Source organism: Dictyobacter sp. Z7_2, assembly GCF_057551105.1.
The window spans coordinates 4,080,925-4,105,019 of the sequence record NZ_BAAJPE010000002.1 but is presented as its reverse complement, the minus strand read 5'-3'; the positions used below and the strand labels follow the sequence as shown (position 1 = coordinate 4,105,019).

General features: G+C 50.9%; 18 protein-coding genes. 9 read left to right on the top strand and 9 right to left on the bottom strand.

Going from position 1 to position 24,095, the window contains the following annotated elements; all coding sequences use genetic code 11:
• Positions 1-132 precede the first annotated feature (132 nt).
• On the top strand, positions 133-939 hold the full coding sequence (locus AC27N8_RS30680) for a DUF6585 family protein (protein WP_487072655.1): 807 nt from the start codon (positions 133-135) through the stop codon (positions 937-939).
• Between the two features lie 287 nt (positions 940-1,226).
• Positions 1,227-1,787 (top strand): hypothetical protein, encoded by a 561-nt coding sequence (locus AC27N8_RS30675; RefSeq protein WP_487072653.1) that lies wholly within the window; start codon positions 1,227-1,229, stop codon positions 1,785-1,787.
• Positions 1,788-1,865: 78 nt separating this feature from the next.
• Here the strand turns inward: AC27N8_RS30675 and AC27N8_RS30670 are convergent, their stop codons facing one another.
• From AC27N8_RS30670 to AC27N8_RS30660, 3 genes are all read right to left on the bottom strand, one after another.
• Positions 1,866-4,820, bottom strand: coding sequence for a CHAT domain-containing protein (locus AC27N8_RS30670; protein WP_487072651.1), 2,955 nt, complete (start codon positions 4,818-4,820; stop codon positions 1,866-1,868).
• 86 nt (positions 4,821-4,906) lie between these two features.
• Positions 4,907-5,743: an anti-sigma factor gene (locus tag AC27N8_RS30665; RefSeq protein ID WP_487072649.1), complete on the bottom strand. Its 837-nt coding sequence runs from the start codon at positions 5,741-5,743 to the stop codon at positions 4,907-4,909.
• 382 nt (positions 5,744-6,125) lie between these two features.
• Positions 6,126-6,881, bottom strand: coding sequence for a sigma-70 family RNA polymerase sigma factor (locus tag AC27N8_RS30660; protein WP_487072647.1), 756 nt, complete (start codon positions 6,879-6,881; stop codon positions 6,126-6,128).
• 563 nt (positions 6,882-7,444) lie between these two features.
• Between AC27N8_RS30660 and AC27N8_RS30655 the strand changes: the two genes are divergently transcribed.
• The 3 genes from AC27N8_RS30655 to AC27N8_RS30645 all read left to right on the top strand — a co-directional run bounded on the left by AC27N8_RS30655 (position 7,445) and on the right by AC27N8_RS30645 (position 10,591).
• Complete coding sequence (locus AC27N8_RS30655; RefSeq protein ID WP_487072645.1) at positions 7,445-8,083, top strand: DUF4388 domain-containing protein; 639 nt, start codon at positions 7,445-7,447, stop codon at positions 8,081-8,083.
• A 125-nt stretch (positions 8,084-8,208) separates the two neighbouring features.
• Entirely contained in the window at positions 8,209-9,732 is a 1,524-nt protein-coding gene (locus tag AC27N8_RS30650; RefSeq protein WP_487072643.1) for a cache domain-containing protein, read from the top strand.
• Between the two features lie 268 nt (positions 9,733-10,000).
• A complete protein-coding gene (locus AC27N8_RS30645; protein WP_487072641.1) occupies positions 10,001-10,591 on the top strand; it encodes a hypothetical protein in 591 nt (196 codons plus the stop codon).
• 2 nt (positions 10,592-10,593) lie between these two features.
• Here AC27N8_RS30645 and AC27N8_RS30640 read toward each other — a convergent pair whose 3' ends face one another.
• From AC27N8_RS30640 to AC27N8_RS30630, 3 genes are all read right to left on the bottom strand, one after another.
• Complete coding sequence (locus AC27N8_RS30640) at positions 10,594-13,002, bottom strand: aldehyde dehydrogenase family protein (RefSeq protein WP_487072639.1); 2,409 nt, start codon at positions 13,000-13,002, stop codon at positions 10,594-10,596.
• Positions 13,003-13,015: 13 nt separating this feature from the next.
• The gene (gene deoC / locus AC27N8_RS30635; protein ID WP_487072637.1) at positions 13,016-14,020 is read right to left on the bottom strand and encodes a deoxyribose-phosphate aldolase; all 1,005 of its coding nucleotides are present in this window, start codon (positions 14,018-14,020) and stop codon (positions 13,016-13,018) included.
• Positions 14,021-14,089: 69 nt separating this feature from the next.
• The gene (locus AC27N8_RS30630; RefSeq protein ID WP_487072635.1) at positions 14,090-15,100 is read right to left on the bottom strand and encodes a phosphotransferase; all 1,011 of its coding nucleotides are present in this window, start codon (positions 15,098-15,100) and stop codon (positions 14,090-14,092) included.
• A 356-nt stretch (positions 15,101-15,456) separates the two neighbouring features.
• On the opposite strand from AC27N8_RS30630, the gene AC27N8_RS30625 reads away from it, so the two are divergent.
• Both AC27N8_RS30625 and AC27N8_RS30620 read left to right on the top strand, forming a co-directional pair.
• Positions 15,457-15,903: a hypothetical protein gene (locus tag AC27N8_RS30625; protein ID WP_487072633.1), complete on the top strand. Its 447-nt coding sequence runs from the start codon at positions 15,457-15,459 to the stop codon at positions 15,901-15,903.
• An 83-nt stretch (positions 15,904-15,986) separates the two neighbouring features.
• A complete protein-coding gene (locus AC27N8_RS30620; protein WP_487072631.1) occupies positions 15,987-18,620 on the top strand; it encodes a LuxR C-terminal-related transcriptional regulator in 2,634 nt (877 codons plus the stop codon).
• Between the two features lie 127 nt (positions 18,621-18,747).
• On the opposite strand, the gene AC27N8_RS30615 is transcribed toward AC27N8_RS30620, so the two are convergent.
• The 3 genes from AC27N8_RS30615 to AC27N8_RS30605 form a co-directional block, all read right to left on the bottom strand.
• Positions 18,748-20,073: an ABC transporter substrate-binding protein gene (locus AC27N8_RS30615; RefSeq protein WP_487072629.1), complete on the bottom strand. Its 1,326-nt coding sequence runs from the start codon at positions 20,071-20,073 to the stop codon at positions 18,748-18,750.
• Between the two features lie 19 nt (positions 20,074-20,092).
• A complete protein-coding gene (locus AC27N8_RS30610) occupies positions 20,093-20,989 on the bottom strand; it encodes a carbohydrate ABC transporter permease (RefSeq protein WP_487072627.1) in 897 nt (298 codons plus the stop codon).
• Between the two features lie 95 nt (positions 20,990-21,084).
• Entirely contained in the window at positions 21,085-22,041 is a 957-nt protein-coding gene (locus AC27N8_RS30605) for a carbohydrate ABC transporter permease (protein WP_487072625.1), read from the bottom strand.
• 281 nt (positions 22,042-22,322) lie between these two features.
• On the opposite strand from AC27N8_RS30605, the gene AC27N8_RS30600 reads away from it, so the two are divergent.
• Positions 22,323-23,033, top strand: a complete 711-nt coding sequence (locus tag AC27N8_RS30600; protein ID WP_487072623.1) for a response regulator — start codon at positions 22,323-22,325, stop codon at positions 23,031-23,033.
• Positions 23,030-24,028, top strand: coding sequence for a sensor histidine kinase (locus AC27N8_RS30595; protein ID WP_487072621.1), 999 nt, complete (start codon positions 23,030-23,032; stop codon positions 24,026-24,028). Before AC27N8_RS30600 ends, AC27N8_RS30595 begins: the two co-directional genes overlap by 4 nt.
• The last annotated feature ends 67 nt before the right edge of the window (positions 24,029-24,095 follow it).

Here is a 24,095-nt window from a genome sequence, read left to right as displayed (position 1 = left end):
CTACAGTCGACCCGATTTCCATATTATTGCCTTACACTCAGAATCAGTGTAGTATAGTAGAGCCAATAGAAATGCTTCAATACAATTTTCTGTGATACTCTCTATACGACTTTTTTGTAAGGAGTTCGATCAATGATTCAAAATCCACCGGTAGCTCAAACTCTGCCAAATGAGATCGCTCAGGTTGCCACCGTCTCCCAGATGGGACCATTGACGGGACTGTACAAGCCCCGCGTCTCTAATCCTCTGGCAATTCTTGGCATCGTTATTGGTACCATCGTCGCCGATATCATCCTATTCTTCGTCATTCTCCTGGCTACCGACTACATCTTTTATATCCTTATCGCTATTCCCATTGCCGCTATCATCTATGGCATCTATGCATTAATGCACTACAAACTGCGCATCTATACATTTGCACAAGGACTTATCTATGCCAAGGGCGAAAAGATCGATGCAGTTCGCTGGGATCAAGTAGCGGCAATCTGGCAAGAGCAGAGACGCCAGAGCTATTATGGCTCGTTGGGATTGATCGGGGCATTACTTTTCCGCTCGAATATGCGTGTAGGCTATAAGCTGCAACGCAACGACGGCGTAACACTCTCTATCGACAGTACAGGTGTGCACAACGTACAACAGCTTGGAGAGGTTATCCAATATGAGGTCACGCAGAGACAAACGCCTCATGCAATTGCTACGTTCAATAGCGGGCAGATGATTCCCTTTGGTCCATTCACGGTCAGCCAGCAAGGCATAGCCAAAACAAATGGAGCACCACTCCCCTGGAATCAGATCTCAGAGATCACCAATCGGCAAGGGAGCCTTGTCGTCAAACAGATTGGTAAAACGCTCAGTTGGGGAAGTTCTCCTGTAGGGAAGATTCCCAATCTTGGCGTTTTCAACGCAGTTGTCAACCACGCACGCAGCAACTCTCGCTAAAACCACCAGCACTACTAATTAAATAGAAACCAGGTATTTTTACCTGGTTTTTTTAATAAAACAAAGCATGCCTCTCACCATAAAAATAATTATATCCGGTAATTTTACGGATGTACATTCTCCTCCTCTCAGATATACTAAAAAAGCTTCTACAAGTAAGCAAAGCATTAGCACCGGTTTACCAATGTGACTGCAGCATATTATTAACCGTGAATGCGTATGTTTCCCGAAAGATCCTTTTCTCTTGTTGTCGTTTCACTCATATAATCGAGGAGAACTATTCGACTATGCAAACAGCAACTATGCGGACACGTATTGTTTGGGCTCTAGCCACATTATGTCTATTGGCTGTCATTTTAATAGCACAAGGCGGATTGGCCCATGTAGCCCATGCAGCGCAAATAAGTGGAAGCTCAACAAATCTGCCAAAGACAGTAAAACCGCTTGTAGACCCGAATGCCACCATCACAAATATAAGCATTTCGTTTCTTACCCATAATGATAACAAGGACTCTGATACCTTCATATCGGTGCTGGTACAGGAAAAGGTAGGATTTCTCAATCAAACTCTGGCGAGCCTTTCAAATTTTGCTGGATCAACTCAATTTGGGGATAACCCACCTTCAGTCCACGCATACAGCCTGAACCTGGCAAGCTCAAACATCAAATTGAGCGATCTCAGTACAGCACCGACGTTTACCATCACGATCGCTCCTAACGGTCATGATACATGGATATTCGATGCTACCCTGACGATCACAACCAGTGATGGTTCCCAATTCTCATCCTTGAGCCCCAACATCAACCTGAGCCAGGACCACCGCGTATTCAATGGCGTTTTCAACTAAGAGTGCAGCAGCGCTGAAGTAATCATGTCTGCTTGTATCCAATACGATGTTGTACATCAAATCGGATGCGAGCAGACATCAGAGCACGGGGCCAGCATCGCCGATAAGATGGAAAGCCGCCCAAAAGTAGGGATGCACCCGATAGGGAGATCCCGATGCCCGTGCTCGTGCGATAAATATGCGCTGAGCATAGGCCAGGGCGGCCGCCTTCGGAGCTCCACGCAATAAAGCCAGATAAAACAACTCCATCAATTCGGCGCTACTCTCGTCATCCACCTTCCAGAGAGTCGGCAACAAAGACGCGGCACCGGCATACAGAAATCCCCTCCCCAATCCGATTACCTCATCGACCCCACCAACGACAGCGCGTCCCGTCTCGCAGGCGCTCAGTACCAACAGGGAGCAGCGGGAAAGGTCCAGGTTAAAGACTTCAATAGTGCTCAGTTGGCGATCAGCCAGCTGGACATGCGAGAAGTTGGGGGCATCCAGGCGAAAGAGGCCATGCGCCGCGATATGAACGATTGAACAATGAGGAGCGCGTTCCCATAAGAGATCACTGGTGGCGGCTTCATTGAGAGCACAAGGAACTCCCAGCTGCCGAGCAACCGTCTCGGCCTCCTGAAGCGCATACATCAGACGCCCACTATCGGAGAGTCCCATCACCAGAGCCTCCTGCGGCGATATATGCTGATCGAGTACCGATTGTCCACGCCGTCGACAGATATCGATCAGGGTAGCGGATGGGACATACGAGATATCACATTTCTCGATTGCGAAGCGCATACCATCGAACAGACAATGAAACGGAATATAATGTAAGATCCCATAGGGCACCACCAGCAGGCGCTGCGAGACGTTGAGGAGGTCATCAATGGGTCGCAGTAAGAGATCATAGAAGCGTTTGAGGAGTCCCTGGCTATTCCCCTGGAGGCCCAGAAAGGCTTGTGCCTGATCAGCCGTATTCGCGGCATGTCCAGAAAGATCCAGATTGGTACGCCAGAGCGAGTAGAGGCGCTCAAGTTGCGCGACGGCACCGGTGACGGTACGTACTTTGACTCCCTGAGCGCTGATGGAGAAGATGTAGAGATCTTGATCGCTGAGGTAGTATTCGACCAGCAAGGTACTGGCATCCAGCTGACTACGCACCGACGCGACAACGGTATTGATCCAGTTGGAACGTGGACGCGCCACAAAAGATCCAGCCGAGCGCAGCTGGATCTGCTCAAAGAGTTGCTCAATGCGTCGCTCGCGTTTCTGCATCTCCTGGCGAGCCGTGGCCGGATCGACCGAACGGATACGCATAATGGCGGTATCGCTGAGGTTGGACTCATCCTCTGTATGATAGACAATCGAGCTAAACCAGGCCTGCTCCTCACGTGCTTTGACCAGCGCATCCAAAATTTCGTCGCTGATGCGATCGTCGGAACGCAAGCGAATATCGATATTGTGACGCAGATAATCCCCCAGGATGCGCGATTTGGCCTTCTCAACATAGGTAAATGCCTGCTCGACATCGTCACGGCGCAGAGCCAGAATAATGGCGCGTTGATAAATATCGCCCTTATTCTCAAGAAAGCTGGCACGAGCATCCAGCACCAGGCGACTTTGCACCTCATCGATACTCTGGATCGCCCGCTCATAATAATCGGCAGCCGCATCCCAATTGCGTCCGCGCTCCGCCAGCTGACCGAGCATATCGAAGCAACGATACAATAGATCCAGCAGGCCCTGATTTTGCGCCACGTCCAGAGCCTGAGAACAGAGATCCTGAGCGGTTGAGAGATCATCGCGTGTATAGGCGATACGCCCTTGCAACAGGACAGCCTGAGCCAGCCGAGGCAGATCCTCCTGTTCAGCAAAGATATCGGCGACATATTCTACCTCTGTGGCGCTCGCCTCAATCTGCTGATCGGCAAAATAAAGCTCGGCACGCTGTAAACGCGCCAGAGCGGCCAGGCGACTATAGCCTCCCTCCTCCAGCAGGTAACTGGCCTCGCGCAACATCTCCTCCGCCTCGCGGAGAGCATCCAGCTGGATAGCTGCTGCCGCCTGCTGCATCAGCGAACGCGCCAGATTATGACGCTGTCCTGGCATGACGCGAAAATACTCGATGGTCTCACCGGCCAGATCATATGCCTCCTGAGCGCGATTGAGACGCACCAGACAGGTGCACATCTGCTGCGCGACCTCATAGGCCGCAAACTCGATATTATGGCGTACAAAACGCTCACGGCTCTGATTATACAGTAGCAACGCCTGACTAAAGTGTCCCTGCGCGGCCGCGATATCGGCGATATTGAGCTCCTCGCGAGCCACAGAGATCTCTTCACGCTCGCCATAGCGATCAAAAGTCGAGCGAGCTTGCTCGTGGAGAGCGCCCGCTTCACGAAACTTGCCCTGGGCCGCCAGTGTCAGAGCCTTATTCCCCTGCGCTCGCGCCAGATGCAGATCGACGTTCTCGCCCTGCAAAATATAGGTCTCGATACAACGATCAAAGAGATGCAAAGCCTGCTCATAACGTCCCAGCTCAAAATTAATAATCGCAGCATTGGCATCAATCTGACCGGCTCGTAACAACTTGCCATGACGCATAAAGATATCATGGGCGCGCTCAGCATCCTGAAGTGCCTCGGTCGTACGATTAAGGCCGAGACAGGAATTGATACGTCCAAAACGTGTCCGTGCCCAGCTCACCTCATCCTCAATCGACAAAAATTCATCGCCGGCAGCATCAAAAAAAGGGAGGGACTCCTGGAAGCGGCTCTGGCGTCGGAGGGCATCACCACGCGCCATCAGGCCCAGCGCGTGATAGTAGGTGTTTTTTGTGAGGTCGCCGATGAGCAGGAGGTAGCCAGACAGAGTCAGTGAGCGCTCTGCATCGGTATTCCAGCTACGATCCGTCTCTTTCTTCAGCGTATACACCAGGCGATCCAGAGCGGCATTGCTAAAACGAGGAACGTACGCTTGTAGTAGCTGTCTGCCCTGCTCGGCGTGCATATCCAGCAGAGAGGATACAAGATCTTGAGGAGTCATAGTTCTTTTTCAAATCATCTAGATAGAGGAGATGGCAATCCGACTGGTTACAGCCATCGGACCGCCATCTCCTCCAGTGCTACAGCTTATTCCTGTGCTTGAACAGCCAGTTGATCAATCACAACGATGCCTTCTGGCAAATGCACCTCCATGGTATACAGAGCAGGGACCAGATCAGCAAAGATCACGTTGCCTAAATCATCGATCTGCTGCTCCTGGACCACACCTTCAGAGGTCATAAGTTGCGTGACGGTCCCCTGCAAAGCCTCGACAGCCAGACCTTGACGACTGACAAAGCCGATTAATTGCAGCGAGCCTCGCTGTTTCATGCTCTGCTCAAGTTGCAAAGAAATAGTAACATCCTCCGCCAAATAATTGCGTGGCCACGACACCACCTGTGGTGCCGAACCGCGCTGATACGCCAACCCCGGCTGAGTAGGAAGGAGCCAGGCCGCTATCCGGCGCATACCGGTCAGGGCCTGCTCACGTACATGCTCAATCCTTTTCTTTGCATCCTCGAGCGGATAAAAAGCGTCACGAAGAATTTCCTGACCAGACATGACCGGGACAAGCTCTTCGACCTTCACACGCTGTTCTAACAACGGATCAGCAGTCAGAAAATTGCTGAGCGTCGCCAGCTCGGCGGCACAGAGCACACAGCGCATCAGATGAGCCTGTACCGCTTGAACGAGATGGCTATCCAGCATCTCCAGCTGGAATTCGCCCAGAATCTGATTCGACGGACAATCCCATCGATAGAGCCTGCGCATCAGATTGCGCTCCATGCCCCGATACATCTCCAATCGAGACGAACATTCTTGACAGTGCGCGAGGTGCATTGCAACCATGGGCCGCACTTTTTCGCCTTCGAGATAGGCGATGAGCTCCTCATCACGAATCGCACCTGGTTCACTACACTCCATGAGCGTTTTCCTCTACATCAACATAGGATACAGGTTCAAGCACATATATTTCTTCCCCTTGCGAAAGGTCGTCCTATATGATCAGCTCTATATAAGTATAGAACGGAACTCAACACTTCTACGATACAAGATCAGTAGAAAGATATGCTCCACATGCCTAAAACCTGTTGCAGGTCATGTTACTTTCGTAACTGCCCCAAATTACTTCCAAGATCACCAGCAGATACACCTGGCAGCTGTAGAATCAGATTCGCGTTCTTGCGTCAAAGATATCCTACCCTGCCTCTCTTCTCTTCACAATAAACGAACCTATCCACGCTTTTCGAACATGTTTTTTTTCAACTCATGCAAGAACACTCAACAGGAGATCTATGCAAATAGATTAATGGCGTATCAATGCCTGGAGACGTCGATTGCGCCGCAGGCGCTCCAGCACATTACGCTTGATACGATACACCTCATCGACGGAGGTAAATAAATGCGGATGCTGATTACTGATCTCGCTTGGCTTCATCCCATGCACATAGGCAGCATAGATCAACATGCGCTCATCTTCAGCGTGGACCTCCTCAAGAATGATGCGCCACAGGTCCTGCGCGGATAAGTTAGACACCACATCATCGGCGGGATCATCGCTGGCAGGTTCTTGCTCAATAGAATCGAGTGTATCCTCCAACTGCCGCGACTGCCGGACACGCACTTCGTCAGCCACGACACTATGCACACACATCTTGAGATATTTCAAGAGAGCAGCTAACGAATCAAATTTGCCAATCTTGGCCGGAGTAAGTGCCTGAGAAAATTTGGCGAACGATGCATTTACCAACGGGGCTCCTCCATCCTGGATCAGGATCGACGCCGCACTCTGATGCTGAGTGACCCACGTCAAAACCAGGGGCGCATACTGCTGATAAAGACTGGTCCAGGCCATATCATCACGGCTAATAATTGCCCGGCGAAACAGTTCCAGGCAGAAGCGATCGTTGGACGTGCTCTGCTTGAGAAACTTATTCGTCTCCACCGTGCAATGATGAGCTAATTCAGTCACTGATAATAGCTCAATCGGTAATACATTTTCCCTCTGTCCTCTCACGTGGGGCGGTAGATCAGACGACTTAGAGAGGTTGTAAGGCTCCATTGGCAATAGCTCCCTGCTTCCAGACTACGACATACTTCTCAGCTATAGGCTGCTCAACTCATCCACAGGTAAACCAGGAGATATTGGAAGATGAGATGTCTCTGTTTCTTCGCGAATACATCCACGAACTGTTTTTATCTATTATCGCACGTCCGAAAAGTTATAGCCAACGAAACACCATCCCCCGGTACCAACCGTGCACAGGCCGGAGCGGCTTGCGACCCGGCGTAGAGACTGCACCAAAAGTCATCACACCAATGTCGCCCTGAACATATAGGTCCAGATGGATACCATGGTGGAAAAACAGGCACGCCAAAAGGTCTCTTATGAACGTTCTATTAAATGAAAAGAAGCATCTCGGCATACAGAGAAACAGAAAAAATCACGTCATCTAGTACAGATTTCCCAACTTCTATATAGACCATTATGTCTGCTTTCACAAAAAAAATGTTACAAATCTCGTTCTTTATGCTATGCTTGTGTAATCTATACATTGGGGGCATTCGTACGAAGTTACCATTGAGATAGAAATGTGCTAGTGAGAGGACGGGTGAAAGAGACGCATGCCATCACGACAGGGTATTGCAACAGATCAACTCATTAATGTAATTCAGGTGTTACAGATGGGCCGCAAGACAGGTGAGCTCCAGGCGGAACGCCAGATTGGCTCCCAACGAGAAGAGGGAGTGCTTAAGTTTGTCCATGGTCAGGTCACATTTGCGCAATGTGGACAACTCGAGGGACAGGCCGCATTACATTGGTTACAGAGTTGGGGGCAATGTCGTTTTGTCTTTACCAATGTGGTGGTTAAAAATGAGACTGCTCCTTTACCGCAGAGTCGTCAGCCATCGTCACCGTTGCCGGCAATACAGAGGCAAAATTCTGCCCACTTGCCTGCGCAAGGTATCCCAACACAATTCTCTCCCATGCAACAATTCTCGCCCAGACAACAACAGTTCTCTCCCAGAACAGAGCCTATATCGACATATGCAACTCTAGTGCCACGCCGCATCTATGCTGCGGATGAAGGAATGTATCGGCTTGCACAGGCAAACATTTCGCGCCTTCATCGACATCTCTACCTCCTCATCGATGGCCAGAGATCGTGCGCAGAATTAGTGCGTTTAGTAAATCGTCAGCCAGAAGAAGTCATACAGCTACTCAAAGATTTAGAACGCGTTGGCATTATTCAACTTCAATAATATTTCCTTGCATTCGGATAAAGGATGTGCCTGAACACATTTTTTGTAAGTTTATTACAGAGACGCTTGATTACAGCAAATCTGAATGTCCATAGGTATACACCGATCAAAGGAAACGATAGATTATGGATCAAAAAAAATCGCCAGCCAGACGACGTCGCTGGTTTCCTCTACCGACACGCATCGCTATCGGCTACGTCTTCGCGGCAGTCATCCCGTTACTGCTCGTACTGGCCTTCATCTACTTGCAGACGCGTCCAACCTTGATCACGCAGGCTCGCAATACCATGACGAGCGATGCTCAGACGCGCGTCCAGTTGATCGATAACTACTTCAAAGAGCGCCGCCTGGATGCTCAGACGCTCACGCAGGTACCCAGTGTCCAGACCTTCCTGGCTGGAGGCGCCGCCACTCAAGGAGATGTAAACGCCAGAACGCACGCCAACTTCGCGCTGGTCGCAGGCCTGAGCCGTGATAAAGGCTATACGAATTGGTCGCTCTTCGATACCAGGGGCAACGTGATTCTTGCCTATCCAACAACTCCACAGAAGCACGGAGAGGCATATCTCACCACAGATCAACTCAAGCAGGTGCAGGCAGGACAAACATTTATCTCGCCCGTCTTCTACAATCCACAAAAGAAGCAAGCATCCGTCGATATCTACTCGCCCATTTATGCACCGGCCCTGCCAGGAACAAAATCGCCACTTACCGGCTTCATACGCTCCACGCTGAGACTCGATTATATCTGGCAAAATGTGGTCGGGCAGGATAAAAATACGATTGGGCAGGGCAGCTACGCCTTTATCCTGGATAATAATGGGGTGCGCGTGGCGGATGATAATACGGCACAACTCTTTACCAGCGTAGCTCCAGTTGATCCAACCGCCCAGCAACAGATCCAGGCCGAACAACGTTACGGCGACCAATCACAGGTCAAAGTCAACGCCGATCCAGCGATCGCCACCAGTAACCAGCAAAAGACTGCAACTGCAACCTTTGAGGATCAGTTAGGCGGACAAAAGGATAACTTCCAGGTTGTACGCCATGCATTGACCAGTATGCCCTGGCAATACTTCGTCGTCAGCCCCGGCAATACCGTCACAGACATCGCCAACAAGCAGATGATCAACATTGTCATCCTGGCCTGCATCGCCTCGCTCATCGTCGCTATCGGAGGGTTCATCGCAGGAAAAGGCATCACGCGTCCCATCATGCGAGTCGTCGACTATCTACTGGGCAGCAGCCAGGCACTGACTACTCTGGCCGAAGGACAACAAGAGGCCGCCAGCGAGCAAGTCTGGGTCGTGGATTCCTCTCAGGTTGGCTTACAATCGATCCAATACTATACCGATGCCGCCATCATTGCCACCAACAACCTGCAAGAGATCACCGCACACTTGCAACAACAATGGGCAATGATCCCTCCCCAACAGGCAGAACAGGCACTCATGTCCGTCAATCGCGCCACCGAGTACCTTGAAAACGCCATGCAGTTCCAAAATGCCAGCAACCAGAAGCTCGCCACCGCCCTGAAGGTCGCCACGCAGGTGACCGAGCAATTCAATCTGGGAGCCACATCGGCAACACAAGCAGCCGAACAACTGGAGGAGGTTGTGCAGGATCTACGCTCAGTCGTTGGAAAATAGAAGACGTAGCGTCGCACGCTCGCGTGCGATGTCCCACTCGACGTACGATCAGACAGGCGAGCGTGGTGCGCCGAGAGCCAGCAGTCTCATACGAGTTACAGGGACATCGCACGCGAGCGTGCGACGCTACGTCTTCGCTGCGCTCGACACTTATGAATCGCACTCACATATAATATACAACTTTCATTCTTGCATAAAAACATCTATACTATAGTTAAGGGTTTCTAGATATAGAGGTTATTTAAGCATTGATGAAAGCGGGACAGCTATGCAGCCAATCGGACAGATTAAACACGTGCAGATTCAACGTTTTGGATTGAAACTCGGTCCCAAGCCGCAGACCTACGATCCCAGTCCCCTGCAAATCGTCAAAGCGCTTCAATTGACAACCATGGGGGCCATTGGAATCGCCGACGATGATACGTCCTTCATCGATGTACACAATCTGCAACACATCAAGACGCGCAACAGAGGCGGCGAGAACGATATCTCATTCAACTTCACCTCTCATTATCAAAAGATCCACGAGAGATACGGTGAACACGTCTACGAGGGAGCGGCCGGCGAAAACATCCTCATCGAGACCGAGCAGTGCTATCTGCTCGAAGACCTGGGAGAGACGCTGGCCATTCAATCATCCCAAACATCAGATTTCATCTATCTCAATCGTATCACCATCGCCACACCATGTCTCGAATTCAGTCAGTTTGTGCTCAAAAACGCCCCCGATCTGTCCGGGGGACAGATCAAAGAGGCGCTGCAATTTCTCAACTACGGTACACGGGGATTTTATGCCCGACTACCAGACATGTCCACGCCCGTGCTCGTACAAGCAGGCGATATCGTCTTTAAAAGTTAAGACTACTCTCCATAGGGAACCCAGATATTTTTTACCTGGGTCGCCTCGCGCAGAAATTCTTCTCCTTCGCCCTGGACGCGCTCGGACCAGTTACGTGGCTGCCCATAATTGACCCAGGTACGTTTCATGTTGCTGCCGGAAGCCAACTCTATCTGCTTCGATCCGGCAGCTGAGCCGAAGTACCAGACGGAATTGACGTCATGATGCTCGGCCAGCACCTGACTCAGGACGCCGCGCTCGCCCGTGACGATATTAACGACACCTGCTGGCAGATCAGAGGTCTCGAAGATCTGATAGCTATCGGTGGCGCTCAAGGGATACTGTGTCGCGGGGACAACGACAACGGTGTTTCCCATGGCAATGGCGGGCGCGACCAGCGAGATAAAACCTAATAAGGGAGCATCATCGGGACAGGCGATGCCAATCACGCCAACCGCTTCTTTCATCGCCAGGACAACGCCACGCATGGGTGGACGATGGATAGTTCCTTCGAACTTATCGGTCCAGGCAGCATAGCTAAAGAGGCGTGAGAGGCTTAATTGGACCTCGTCGCGAGCATCGCTGATACTGTGTCCGGTCTGCTCGACGATACGACGGGCGAACTCGGCTTCGCGTGAGGCAAGGTTCTCGGCGATATAGTAGAGAATCTGGGCGCGACTATGCGGCGAGCTATTCGCCCATCCACTGGCTTTATGGGCTGCCTCGACGGCGTTGCGGATATCTTTTCGATTGCCGTCGCCAACAGTGCCAATCACGCGTCCGTTGGGAGACGTAATCACCATGCTATAGCCCGAATCTGGACGCGTCTGCTTGCCACCGATAAACAATTTGGGCGTACGATCAATCTCTGGCAAACTACCAGTCAGATCATCCAGATCATCAAGCTCCTCAGAGTCTTCAGCTTTGGGAGACTGGACAGCTTTCTGCGGCTTCGCTTTGTGCGACATCCAGGACGGCTTGAGGTACTCATATAAACCCTCCTTGCCGCCTTCACGCCCAAATCCACTCTCGCGATAGCCGCCAAAGCCACTGCTCGCATCAAAAAGATTGGTGCTATTAATCCAGACACTGCCAGCTTTGAGCTTCGGAGCGATATCCAAAGCCAGGTTGATATTATCGCTCCAGATACTGGCCGCCAGACCGTAACGCGTATTGTTCGCCACCTCAACCGCTTCTGCAGGGGTGCGGAAGGTGAGCGTAACCAGTACTGGACCAAATATCTCGACTTGCGCCACTGTCGAGGCGGGAGAGACGTTGGTCAAAAGCGTTGGCAGGAAGAAGGAGCCATCGGTGGGACAAGCGGTCGTGGGCTGCCACAATTGCGCACCTTCGGCGACGCCTTTATCGACCAGATTCTGGATCTCCTGACGTTGCGCGGGCGAGATGATCGCGCCGATATCCATCGTCTTATCGAGAGGACTGCCGATACGCAGATGCTCCATCCGTGCACGCAACTTTGTGAGCAGGCGCTCCGCGATATTCTCCTGCACCAGCAGACGCGAGCCCGCGCAACAGACCTGTCCCTGATTGAACCAGATCGCATCCACGACGCCCTCGACCACGCTATCCAGATCGGCATCATCAAAGACGATGAACGGAGACTTCCCTCCAAGCTCAAGCGAGAGCTTTTTGCCAGAGCCAGCCGTCGAGCGTCGGATACTGCGACCGACATCAGTTGAGCCCGTAAAAGCAATCTTGTCCACATCTGGATGATTGACGAGCGCTTCTCCGGCCTGTCCGGCCTCACCAGTCACAATATTGATCACGCCAGCCGGCAGGCCAATCTCCTGCACGATCTCGGCGAACTTGAGTGCGGTCAGCGAGGTATAGCGAGCGGGTTTCAGCACCACCGTATTGCCCATCGCGATCGCCGGAGCAATCTTCCAGGCCATCATCAAGAGGGGGAAGTTCCAGGGGATGATTTGTCCCACCACGCCGACTGGCTGATAGCCGGCAAGCTCGCTCTCCATCAGTTGCGCCCAGCCCGCGTGATAGTAGAAATGACGAGCGACAAGAGGGATGTCGAGATCGCGGGTCTCACGGATCGTCTTCCCATTATCGAGCGATTCCAATACTGACAGCAGACGCGCATGCTTCTGGATGTTGCGAGCCAGCGCATATAGATAGCGGGCACGCACATGACCAGATGTCTTACTCCACGATGTAAAAGCCTTCCGAGCCGCCGTCACAGCCGCATCCACGTCGGATGAGTCGGCGGCGGCGATACGCGTCAGTACCTGTCCGGTCGCAGGATTGCTACTCTCAAAATAATTGCCCTGCGCAGGCTGTATCCATTTATTGTTGATGAAGAGCTGAAAGGGCTGATGCTCTTGAATCCAGCCCAGGGCCTGAGCAGGCGCTTCTGGCGCGGGACCATACTCCATGGTCTCAAAGATATCCATAATACTCATGCACAACCTCCAACTAGACCAGCGGATTTTCATAGGTCGCCGCATACTGACCGGTCACAAAATGCGCCAATTGACGCTCGATATCTGACAGCAAGCCGCTGGCCCCAAAGCGAAAGAGCGTATTCTGTAACCACTCATTCCCCAATTCCTCTTTGATCAGTGCCAGCCAGTCCAGCGACGCCTTCGCGCTCCGAATACCGCCCGCAGGCTTAAAACCCACCTTATAGCCGGTCTGTTCATAATAATCGCGGATCGCCCGCGTCATTACCAGCCCGACCGGTAGTGTCGCGTTGACCGGCTCTTTCCCGGTCGATGTCTTAATAAAATCGGCTCCCGCCATCATACAGACCAGACTCGCCATACCAACATTGCGTAGAGTCGCCAGTTCGTGCGTAGCCAGAATCGTCTTCATATGTGCCTCACCACAGGCAGAGCGAAAAGCCTTCACCTCATCATAGAGCGCCTGCCAATCGCCAGTCAGCACATGGCGGCGCGAAATCACGATATCGATCTCGCGTGCACCCGCCCCAACCGAAGCCGTGATCTCCTGTAACTTCTGCTCAAAAGGATTCAGCCCTGCAGGAAAGCCGGTCGAGACGGCCGCCACTGGAATCTCAGAACCTCTTAAAGCTTCAACGGCGATAGCGGCAAAGGTGTGGTAGACACACACTGCTCCAACATGCAGATGCTTGAAGCCGAGAGCATCGAGCAGTTCCTGACGCACTGGTTGGCGCGCCTTGGCACATAGACGCAGCACATTGCCAGCCGTATCATCTCCCGACAACGTGGTGAGATCCAGACAGGTGACGGCACGTAAGAGCCAGGCCGCCTGCCACACTTTCTTCACAGAGCGACGCGTGGGCAGCGTGGCGGCACGTCGCTCGATGGCGCTACGATTAATATGGACGCGATTCACCCATCCCATATCCAGAGGCATGCCTGGATTACGTGGCAGCGAAGTCTCAGCTGACGGCTGAACTCCATCTCCAGAAGCGGTACGCGATGTTGTCAGAGTCATGTGAAAATATCCTTTTGGTGGCAAACAGCGACACGTTATCTCATAAGCATCGAGATAACAAAATGTAGATCAACGTCGAGCATCGATCAAAGCAGCCCATGTCTCCTCATGAGCCGCCAGAGATTGTAAGATGGCCAGCGTAGTAGATGTCTCCCGTATCCCCAGTAGTTGTTCTTCTTCGCTCGTCACCGATTCTCCCAGCGAGCGACGCATATTAAAAAGCAGCCAGGCAAGCCAGGTTCCCATAAACCCATGCAAAGCATCCATGCCGGTATCCTGGATCATCCCACCAGCCTCCACATAGCCATCGATCAGCGCAGAAAAGACATCTTCAGCAGGAGGGCCGAGCTCCACGCCACTCCAATAGAGAGCCACACTGAGCAGTTCCATCGTCGGATTAATCAGGCCAGCCCCCTCCCAATCGATCAGCCAGGGAGTAGTGGCATCACTCCAGATCACATTCTTCTGACCCAGATCGCGATGACTCATCACCATACGCTGTCCCAGCGACAGGCCAGCCCGCTCATAGGCCCGCGTCCACTCCAGCAGACGAGGGAGCGCCGCTCGCACCCGATTCGTCCAGGGGAGGGCCAGTTCAGATGCCTGGAATGTCAGCACATCCCAATCATCATCGTGAAAATGTTCCCATTCCAACGATGCAGTCGTTGGAACCTCAAGCTGAAGTGCATGCATGCGAGCCAGGACCGATCCTATCTGTCGAGCGCGCACATGATCAACCGCAGCAGCCGAGAGCGTCTCTCCATCGATCCACGGATAGACCAGCAGAGACATCTGATCGACATCATAGAGCACATCGCCTTGCGTATCTGGCAAAGCCGCCAGCGCCGGAATGCCATGGATAGCCATCGTGGCGGCAACCTGCTCCGCTAAACGATACTCTTCATGAATATGCGGCCTCTTCATAATAGCCGCATTGAGCTGCTTCACCGCAAACGTCCCTTGCGTCGTCTTCAACTTCCACATGCGATGCAGCAAACCACCAGTAACCACTGTAGGCTCAGCTAGCGGATCGCCCAGCCCGCCCATACTACATAGACGTGTAACTTGCGTTGTATGCATAGACACCATAATTTCAAAAACCAACGATCTCAAAACCACTGCATTACACAGTGTGCAAACTCCAAACAACACAATTCTACCATAAACCATCACATTCCACATTTCGTCCCCTATCTCTTACACCTTTGGGATTTTGTACGATTAAGAGTATCCAAATTGTTCATAGAAACTGTTCATACCCAAATTAATGTAGATATACGCGTTTATCAGAATAGTTTAGGAATAGAAATCCTCGACAGATCAGAAGAAGAGATTTCTATAATATTGTCCCTATTTCTGCTCGACATTTGATACGGGCACTGGTTAAGCGTATGTTTGGGTATTGGATAAAAAAGCCCACAGCAAGAGAGGCGATTATGACAAGTTCGAGTAATCAAGATAGTAAAGGTAGTGGAATTGCCAGCCTGGAAGGTACATGTCCTGAATGCGGTGCTATCATATTTACAATCTCCGGGAATACAATCATGTTGGCACAGGATCACACAAATCCCACTCAAAGTACTGACAGCCAGGGCAACACGATCATTACTTTTCACCATGGAGATCCCACCGCGATGCATCCTGGCACTCTGGCTCCCGACCCAACAGATCCCGATCCCACAGAGCCTGATCCGCCACCACCCAATCCGACCAACCCCGATCCCACCGCGATGCATCCTGGCACCCTGGCTCCTGAGCCTACTGAATCTGATCCGCCACCACCCAATCCGACCAATCCTGATCCCACCGCGATGCATCCTGGCACCCTGGCCCCACCATTACCATGGATAGTACTTGAGAGCATGCATGTGCGTCCTCTTTAACTCCCAACATGATACAAAACAGCTCGCCTGGTCCGGCTAAACGCCAGGTGAGCAACATCTGGGATATCAAGGATGATTTAGTGATGAACAACTCTGCGACATCAGCAAGCATAGAATCATTACTCCAACAAACGCCCAGGTTACCTATCTGGAATGTTCCATCGCCACTCACCTCATTTGTTGGACGCCAACAGGAACTACAGCAGATCTGTGACTTGCTCCAACGGCCTGAGCTACGCTTGCTGACACTGATTGGACCGGGCGGAGTTGGCAAAACACGCTTAAGCATTCAGGTAGCCCAACGGATGCGCGAGCAATTCGTCTATGGCATCTATTTTGTACAATTACTCTCACTCGACAGGCAAGATCAGTTCTATAGCGCCATCGCCCTCACACTTGAGCTTCAACTTCAGGGTGAGAGGCCCGTGTTTGAGCAGATCAAACAATTCCTCAGCGGCAAAGAAGTCCTGATCATTCTTGATAACTTCGAGCACATCACCAACGCAGCCTCCCTGGTAGAGGAACTATTACAGGGATGTCCCCAGCTTAAAATCATGCTGACCAGTCGCAGCGTCCTGTATATACCGGGAGAGCAGGAGTATCCGGTCGCTCCACTTCAATTGCCGCCAGATACGGAGAGACTGACCAGAGATACAGCATTGATGTATGCTGCGGTTGAACTCTTTCTTCAACGCATCCAGGCAACTATCCCAACTTTCGACATCACAGATGAAAATATCGTAACCCTCATTCAGATCTGCAAGCGACTGGATGGTCTCCCGTTAGCTATTGAGATGGCGGCACGCAGGATGAAACTCTTTCCGCCAGCGGTGCTGCTGACAAAGCTCTCAAAACGTTTCACTGTCCTGACCAACGGAGGCACCCTCCACGCGCAACGCAAACAGACGCTATGGGAGACGTTGACCTGGAGTTACGATCTGCTCAATCAGCAAGAGCAGTTTGTCTTTCGAACACTCTCAATCTTTCGTCACGGTGCCACCATTGATGCCATTGAGCAGATAATAGCCATGCAAGCAGATAAGAGCTCACTTCCAACCATCGATATCATTTCCTCGCTGCTCGATAAGAGCCTGCTGACATTTCAAGATGGACGCGAAGGTCAGCGCCGCTACTCAATGCTGGAAACCATCCAGGCTTATGCCTATGAGCGTTTGCAAGAGATTGATGATGTCATGACAGTCCATCAAAGCCATGCCAATTATTACCTCGCCTACGCCGAGCAAAGCGAGTCCCTGCTCAAAGGACCGCAACAACCATTCTGGCTTCATCAACTCGATCAAGAACGCGAGAACTTCAGAACCGCTCTGCAATGGTTTATTGAGCAGGATGAGATTCACGCAGCGCTACGCCTCTCCAGTGCCCTCTTTCGCTTTGAATATTTACGTGGATATTGGAACGAGACACGCGCATCGATGCAAACTATTTTAGATCTGGCTCAGAGGTTACCTCCAACGCCAGCCTACGTTCGTGTCCTGACCTATTATGGAGAACTTGCCTTTTATCAAAATGACATGCCAGCCGCAAAGCAGTTCTTAGTAAAAAGCCTGGAGCTGGGTCACAGCTTACAATTACAGCGTGAGTGCGCCTATAGCCTCTATCGTCTTGGCTTCTACTATCATCAAGAGCAGGATGATGTCGCGATGGCGCAGCAATGCCTGACAGAAGCGGAGCAGATCTGTCGCCAAGAGAACTATCAATGGGAATTGGCACTGATTCTACGCGCTCAGGGCTTTCTGACCTGGAGCCTGGGACGAAGTGATCAAGCCGATACACTGTCACGCGAGAGCCTGACACTTGCGCGCAACATTGGTGATCCGTCCCTGACAGCTAAAGTTTTATCTCTCCTGCTCGTCGTCGTCACGTTGCAACATGATTTCGCTCAGGCGATGGACCTCAATCAAGAGATCCTCATGATGGCTCAGCAGCTAGAGGATCGCTATCTTCTCGCCACCGCACTGCAAAATCTGGGATATTTAAGCGCTCATATGGACAATAACGCTCAATCGATTGCCCTTGTCCAGCAAGGTCTGGCGATCTTTCGCGAGCTGGGTTATGCTTTATTGATCGCGAATGCGCTCCACAGCTTAGGCTACGTTGCAGCACGGCAAGGAGATAGCGCGTTGGCAACCGATGCCTTTCATGAGGGATTACTACTGGCAGATCAGTTGAAGAATGATACACAGATGGGCTGGCATCTCACTGGATGGGCAAGTCTCCTGATTACCCAGCAACAATATCAGCAGGCCACACGACTCCTGGGAGCAGCCGAGAGGCGCTTCCAGATTGAGATTCAGATGAATACTACCGAGCAGGCTGAATACCAGACGATGATCAAGACTCTGCGTAGCAAGCTATCAGAGAAATACTTCCATCAGCTCTGGCAAGCAGGCCAGCAGAGCAGTATCCAGCAGTTGATCCAGAAACCCATCATTGAGACGCAAAATGGCGACTCCGTAACGCCATCTACCGCACCAACCGTGCAGCCAGTCAGCACGCCACTCCCATTTGAGCTGACCAGGCGCGAATTTGAAATATTGCAGAAGGTCGTCCATGGCTTGACTGATGCTCAGATCGCTACCGAACTTGTCGTCAGTACACGAACCGTCAACTGGCATCTAGGGAATATTTACAGTAAGCTCCAGGTATCATCGCGTAGTGCCGCCATACGCGTTGCACATGAGCAGCACATTATATAGCGCACTCTCCTGATGAAAACGCATAAAGCACTTACCATAAAATAAGGATAGCAGGCTGACCTGCTATCCTCCTTGAAAGTACCTGTCTTAACAGAAGGATGTACTCCTCACAATAGAGATCAGGAAATTATTGGCTCAGATCGTTGTTGCAGGCTTGCGACATCTTCTGAAGCGCAGCGTCAGAGGTGCTATGCGCGCCTAAGACGCTGGCAAAATTATTGGTAATCTCAGAGCTACACTTATCCCAACCAGGAGCCGCTGAGGCGACATAGGTATTGGGAATTTGTAAAGGGCCAACCTTACGCGCAGGATTCTGAGCATAGTAGCTCTGTAAGCTCTGGCTGTTAAACGCGGTCTGGCGGATCGGCATATAGCCGGTCTGCTGCACAAACGAGGCGTTTGCACTGGTGCTGGTAAGGAATTTCATGAAATCCCAGGCAGCGTTACGCGTATCGTCACTGATACCGTTAAAAATCGATAGGTTCGTGCCATATAATTCGGTGAACTGACCCGCTGGCCCACCAGGAAAGGCGGCTTCATTAAACGCAAATTTGCCACCTGCGGCATCTTTGATAAATGGATAGCTGGCAATGGTGCTCAAAGCGAAGGCTGATTTCTGACTGGCAAAGTCGTTCTGCCAGCTATATGATGTCGTAACATGCACCGCGCCCGACTTTGCCAGCGGTGCTAAGAGATCAAGCGCCTGTTTGGCATATTGTGCATCGCTCCCTTGATTGAAGAGGGCACTCTGATTGTCTGCCGAAACGAAGTTTTTGCCACCCAGATCTTTAAACATCGTGGCCCATTCATCCACGCTCGGGGTCAGTGACAGTCCCCATTGCGACCCATCAGCTTTCGTCAGTTTCTTGACATCGGCGGCGAAGTCGGTGAGCGTCGTAGGCGGCTGTAAGTTGTTTTTCTTCAGCAGTGTGTCGTTATAGTACAGGACTTCGTCGCTCTTGTTAAAGGGCAACATATATTGCACGTTATTGATCTGACCATCCTTCAAGAGAGGTCCATAGAAATCGGACAAGTCCGACTGGCTCAAACCATTTTTCCCCGCAATCAAGGGCTGCAAGGACATGATATCGCCGTTCTGCTGATACTGCGTGGCCCAGCTTTCATAGACCTGGGCAATGGCCGGAGGCTGTTTGGCCGCAATGGCTGCATTGATTTTCGTCTCGAGAGTGCCATAGGAATCATACGCCTGCAAATTAATCTTGACGTTTTTATGGGTATCGGTATATTGCTTCACCAGCGAAGCCAGCGCCGTCTTGTTAGCACCTGTCGCAAAAACCTCCCAGAAGTTGACCGTGTATTGCTTGTTCGAGTCGAGAACACCAATATTGCTATCTGTACTCGGACTCGGCGTCGTTCCACCTCCGCACGCGGACAGCACAAGCAGCATGATCACTGCACATACAGAGAGCAAACGAGAATATGAATGAGTCATAAAAAACCTTTCTTTGATATTAACCCTTGACGCTACCAGCCGAGATCCCTTCGATGAACTGGCGCTGGGCAATCAGAAAGACAATCAAAACTGGTAACGTAGTAAATGTCACAGCGGCGGCCAATCCCGTTGGATCATTTCCGCCCTCTCCGTTGACAAACGCCTGCAAACCAATTTCAACCGGGCGCAACGCGTCCGTATTGGTCACCAGGTACGGCCAGATAAATGCATTCCAGCTACTGATAAAGACTTGTAGTGCAACAACCGACAGGGCTGGCTTTGCCAACGGCGCGGCGATGCGCCAGAGAAAAGTAAAGCGATTACAGCCATCCAATTGAGCCGCCTCCCACAGCGACGGAGGAAGCGAGAGAAAAAATTGCCGCAGCAGAAAGATCCCCGAAATACTCACCCCAAAAGGAATGATTTGCGCTTGATAGGTATTAATCCAGTCCAGCGAAGAGACGATCAGATAGTTCGGAATCAATGTTGCTTCCGAAGGGATCATAATCAACCCCAGGATCAACAAAAATAAGGCCTGGCGGCCAGGAAATTTCATAGTACCAAAGGCGTATCCTGCCAGCAACGAGGTAATCAGAGCCAGGGCCACGGTGCAAAGCGAGATAAAGATACTGTTGAAAAAATACTGCGCCCAGGGCGCTAGATTCCAGGTCTGCACATAATTTGACCATTGCCAGTCAGGGATAAAATGAGGATTAACATCGGCTGCGCTCTGCTTTGTGAGCAGCGAGGTGACAACGATCCAGAAGAGCGGAAAGATTGAACAGATGGCGGCAATGAGAATGATAAAATAACGGATGCCGACTTGCAAACGTTTCCCAGACCATGGCGATGTCTTACGGCGATTGAGACGAGAGAGTTGTGAGCTGCTCTCGTCAGCATGATAAGTACGAACCATCTATACCACTCCTATTGTGTTAGCACAAAACGTGTCAGGCGCACGAGTACAATCAAAAGAAGTTGCCCGGGAGACCGCTATGAGGATTACTGCCACTAATCCATGGCATAATCTCTCTGCCGCGTCAAAAAGAGCTGTCCCATTGAGATCGTAAAGACCAACAAAAAAAGCACGACCGAGATAGCCGCACCACGCCCATCACGTGGATTGGTCGAGAAACCTTCCTCAAACAGATATAAACCTAACGTGCGAACCACGTTATCAGTGCCACCAGTCATACCTGTCAGGAGAAAGGCCGGCTGAAACATCTTAAAGGACTCAATCGTCGTCAGAAGCATCACCACCAGAGTAATCGGAAGCAGCAACGGCCAGATAATATAGCGTAAAATCTGTCCCGCATGTGCCCCATCCACACGAGCAGCCTCAGATAATGAGGGGGAAATATTTCCCAGGCCCGCCATAAAGAGCACCACACTAAAGCCAGTATATTTCCAGGTGGTATACAAGATCAGGCTCACCAGAGTCCAACGAGGATCGCCCAGCCAATCAATCGATGAGAGACGAAACAGATGCAGAATCCCATTGAAGAAGCCAGAATAGCGATCAAACATCCAGAGCCAGATCGTTGTTGTGGCAACCAGCGGCGTAATAAACGGCGCAAAGATTGCCAGACGCCAGAACGCTCGTCCACGGATACCCGGCATTAAAAAGAGCGCGAGCAGGAGCGCCAGAAAAAGTTGGATGGGTACGGCGATGACCACATAGACCAGCGTCACACGTACAGCCTGCCAGAAGACCGGACTCGTCCACAGATACGCATAGTTCGCCAGACCAATGAATGGCTGCTCCGTATGACGTAAGAAGCTCCAATTAAATAAGCTCATATAGAAGACAAAAACCGATGGAGCATAGAAAAAAATGCCCAGAATGATAAATGCTGGCAGCAGATACAGATAAGCTTGACCGGTCGAGAACCAACGCCGTACATGCCATATCTTAGAGCGTCGTTTTTTTGCCAGATCGGCGGATGACACCATAAGATCACGTTCCATAATCTTCCTTTGTACTAATCAACAGATACGGTAATACTCTATCTCTTTGATATTAACATATATTAAAGGGACTAAAAAGGATTTGTTAAAAGGGATCGCGTCCTTTTTTAACAAATCTTTGTATTGTCTTCTACGTCAAGTAGACATCACAATCCACTTGATTGCAGAGTATGCAAAGCATCCAACGCTACTTTTGGGTTCATTCTTTATGAAATGCAATGTCTTGATACAATTTTACGGTATACTGAGCATACTGACGATAAAAAAGGAGTATCTCTGGTATGTCTTTAACATCCACGATTCTGATTGTAGAAGACGATCCAAAGATTGCGCAATTGTTACAATCTCACCTTGAAAAATATAACTTTGTGGTTGTTCCTCTCACCGATTTTGCGCACGTCCTCGAGGAGTTCAAGCGTATACAGCCAGATCTTGTTTTGCTCGATATTAACCTGCCCTTTTTTGATGGCTTTTATTGGTGTCGGCAGATACGCAACGTTTCCACCTGCCCGATCCTCTTTGTTTCGGCGCGTGAGGGCACGATGGATCAGGTGATGGCTCTCGAAAATGGTGCGGACGACTACATTACAAAGCCATTCTCCTACGAGATCGTGGTTGCCAAAGTGCGCAGCCAACTGCGTCGTGCCTATGGTGATTACGCCGCACGTACGGATGAGCGCATCGTTGAATGCGCCGGGCTGATACTTTATCCTGAGCGCTTACAGGTGTCGCTGACAGAACGCACCACCCACGTCAGCAAAAAGGAGGCACAACTTCTGGAGTGTCTCCTCAACCGTATCGACCGTGTGGTGAGTCGTGAGCGTCTGCTCGAAGTTCTGTGGGATGACACCACCTTTGTCGAGGAGAATACGTTGAATGTGTACGTGACACGTATGCGCAAAAAATTACAAGAGCTGGGAGTCGAGGACGCTCTGGAGACTGTTCGGGGGTCGGGATATCGTTTAAACAATACCTGGAGAAAAGCCCAATGAAACTTTTTTTGCGCGATCATACGAGCTTGCTACTTCTCAACTTGCTGCAAATCAGCCTCCTTCTTCTCATCTGCTGGTTAGCAGGATTTCATAATCTGAACCTGCTTCTCTATGCATTCCTGCTTTGTACTTTCACCCTCATGACATATCTTTTTTATCGCTATTTCACCCAATTTATCTTTTATCGACGGCTCAACGCTCCATTGACATCGCTCAATGAATCTCTGCTGAATTATGGCTCTTCTCCTCTTGGTGAGGCATTGACCGACCTGCTACATACCCAATACCGTTTCTACCAGGAACGTCTTTTCCATTATCAACGCTCTCAGGAGAGGCATATGACCTTCACCAACATCTGGGTTCATCAGATGAAAGCGCCTCTGTCGGTGATCTCGCTCATCACGCAAGACGAGGATGATCCACGGTTCATGAGTATTCGCGAAGAGACGGATCGCCTTCAGCAAGGCTTGGATATGACGCTCTATACAGCACGCCTTGATACCTTTGAAAGCGACTTTCATGTCGAACCGGTCTCACTCTACAAAATCACGCACGAGATCATTCGCAAAAACAAACAATTCTTTCTGCGCAACACCGTCTATCCTGAAGTACAGATCGACCCTTCCATTCTGGTTCTGTCCGATCTGAAATGGCTGGCATGTATCATCGATCAGCTCGTGATCAACGCGATTAAATACTCCTCTGGCAAACACAAAAAAGTGCGCTTGATGGCACAGGTGCAAGGTGATCGTGCGACGCTCACTATCTCTGACCAGGGGATAGGTATCCCTCCAGCTGACCTCCCACGTATCTTTGAGCCATATTTCACCGGCGAAAATGGACGCACCTATCGTCAATCAACTGGCATGGGCCTCTACCTTGTACAGGAAGCATGTAAACAGCTTGAGCATTCTGTCACCGTGAAATCTGAGGTCAACAAGGGTACAACCTTCCATCTGGCATTCTTCTATCGTACACATACAGGCGTGCGTTAAGGTTAAGCCCGGATGAACGGCAGTGAGTAGTTCCTCGCTGCGTGGTAGGATTAGTACACTTGTACAA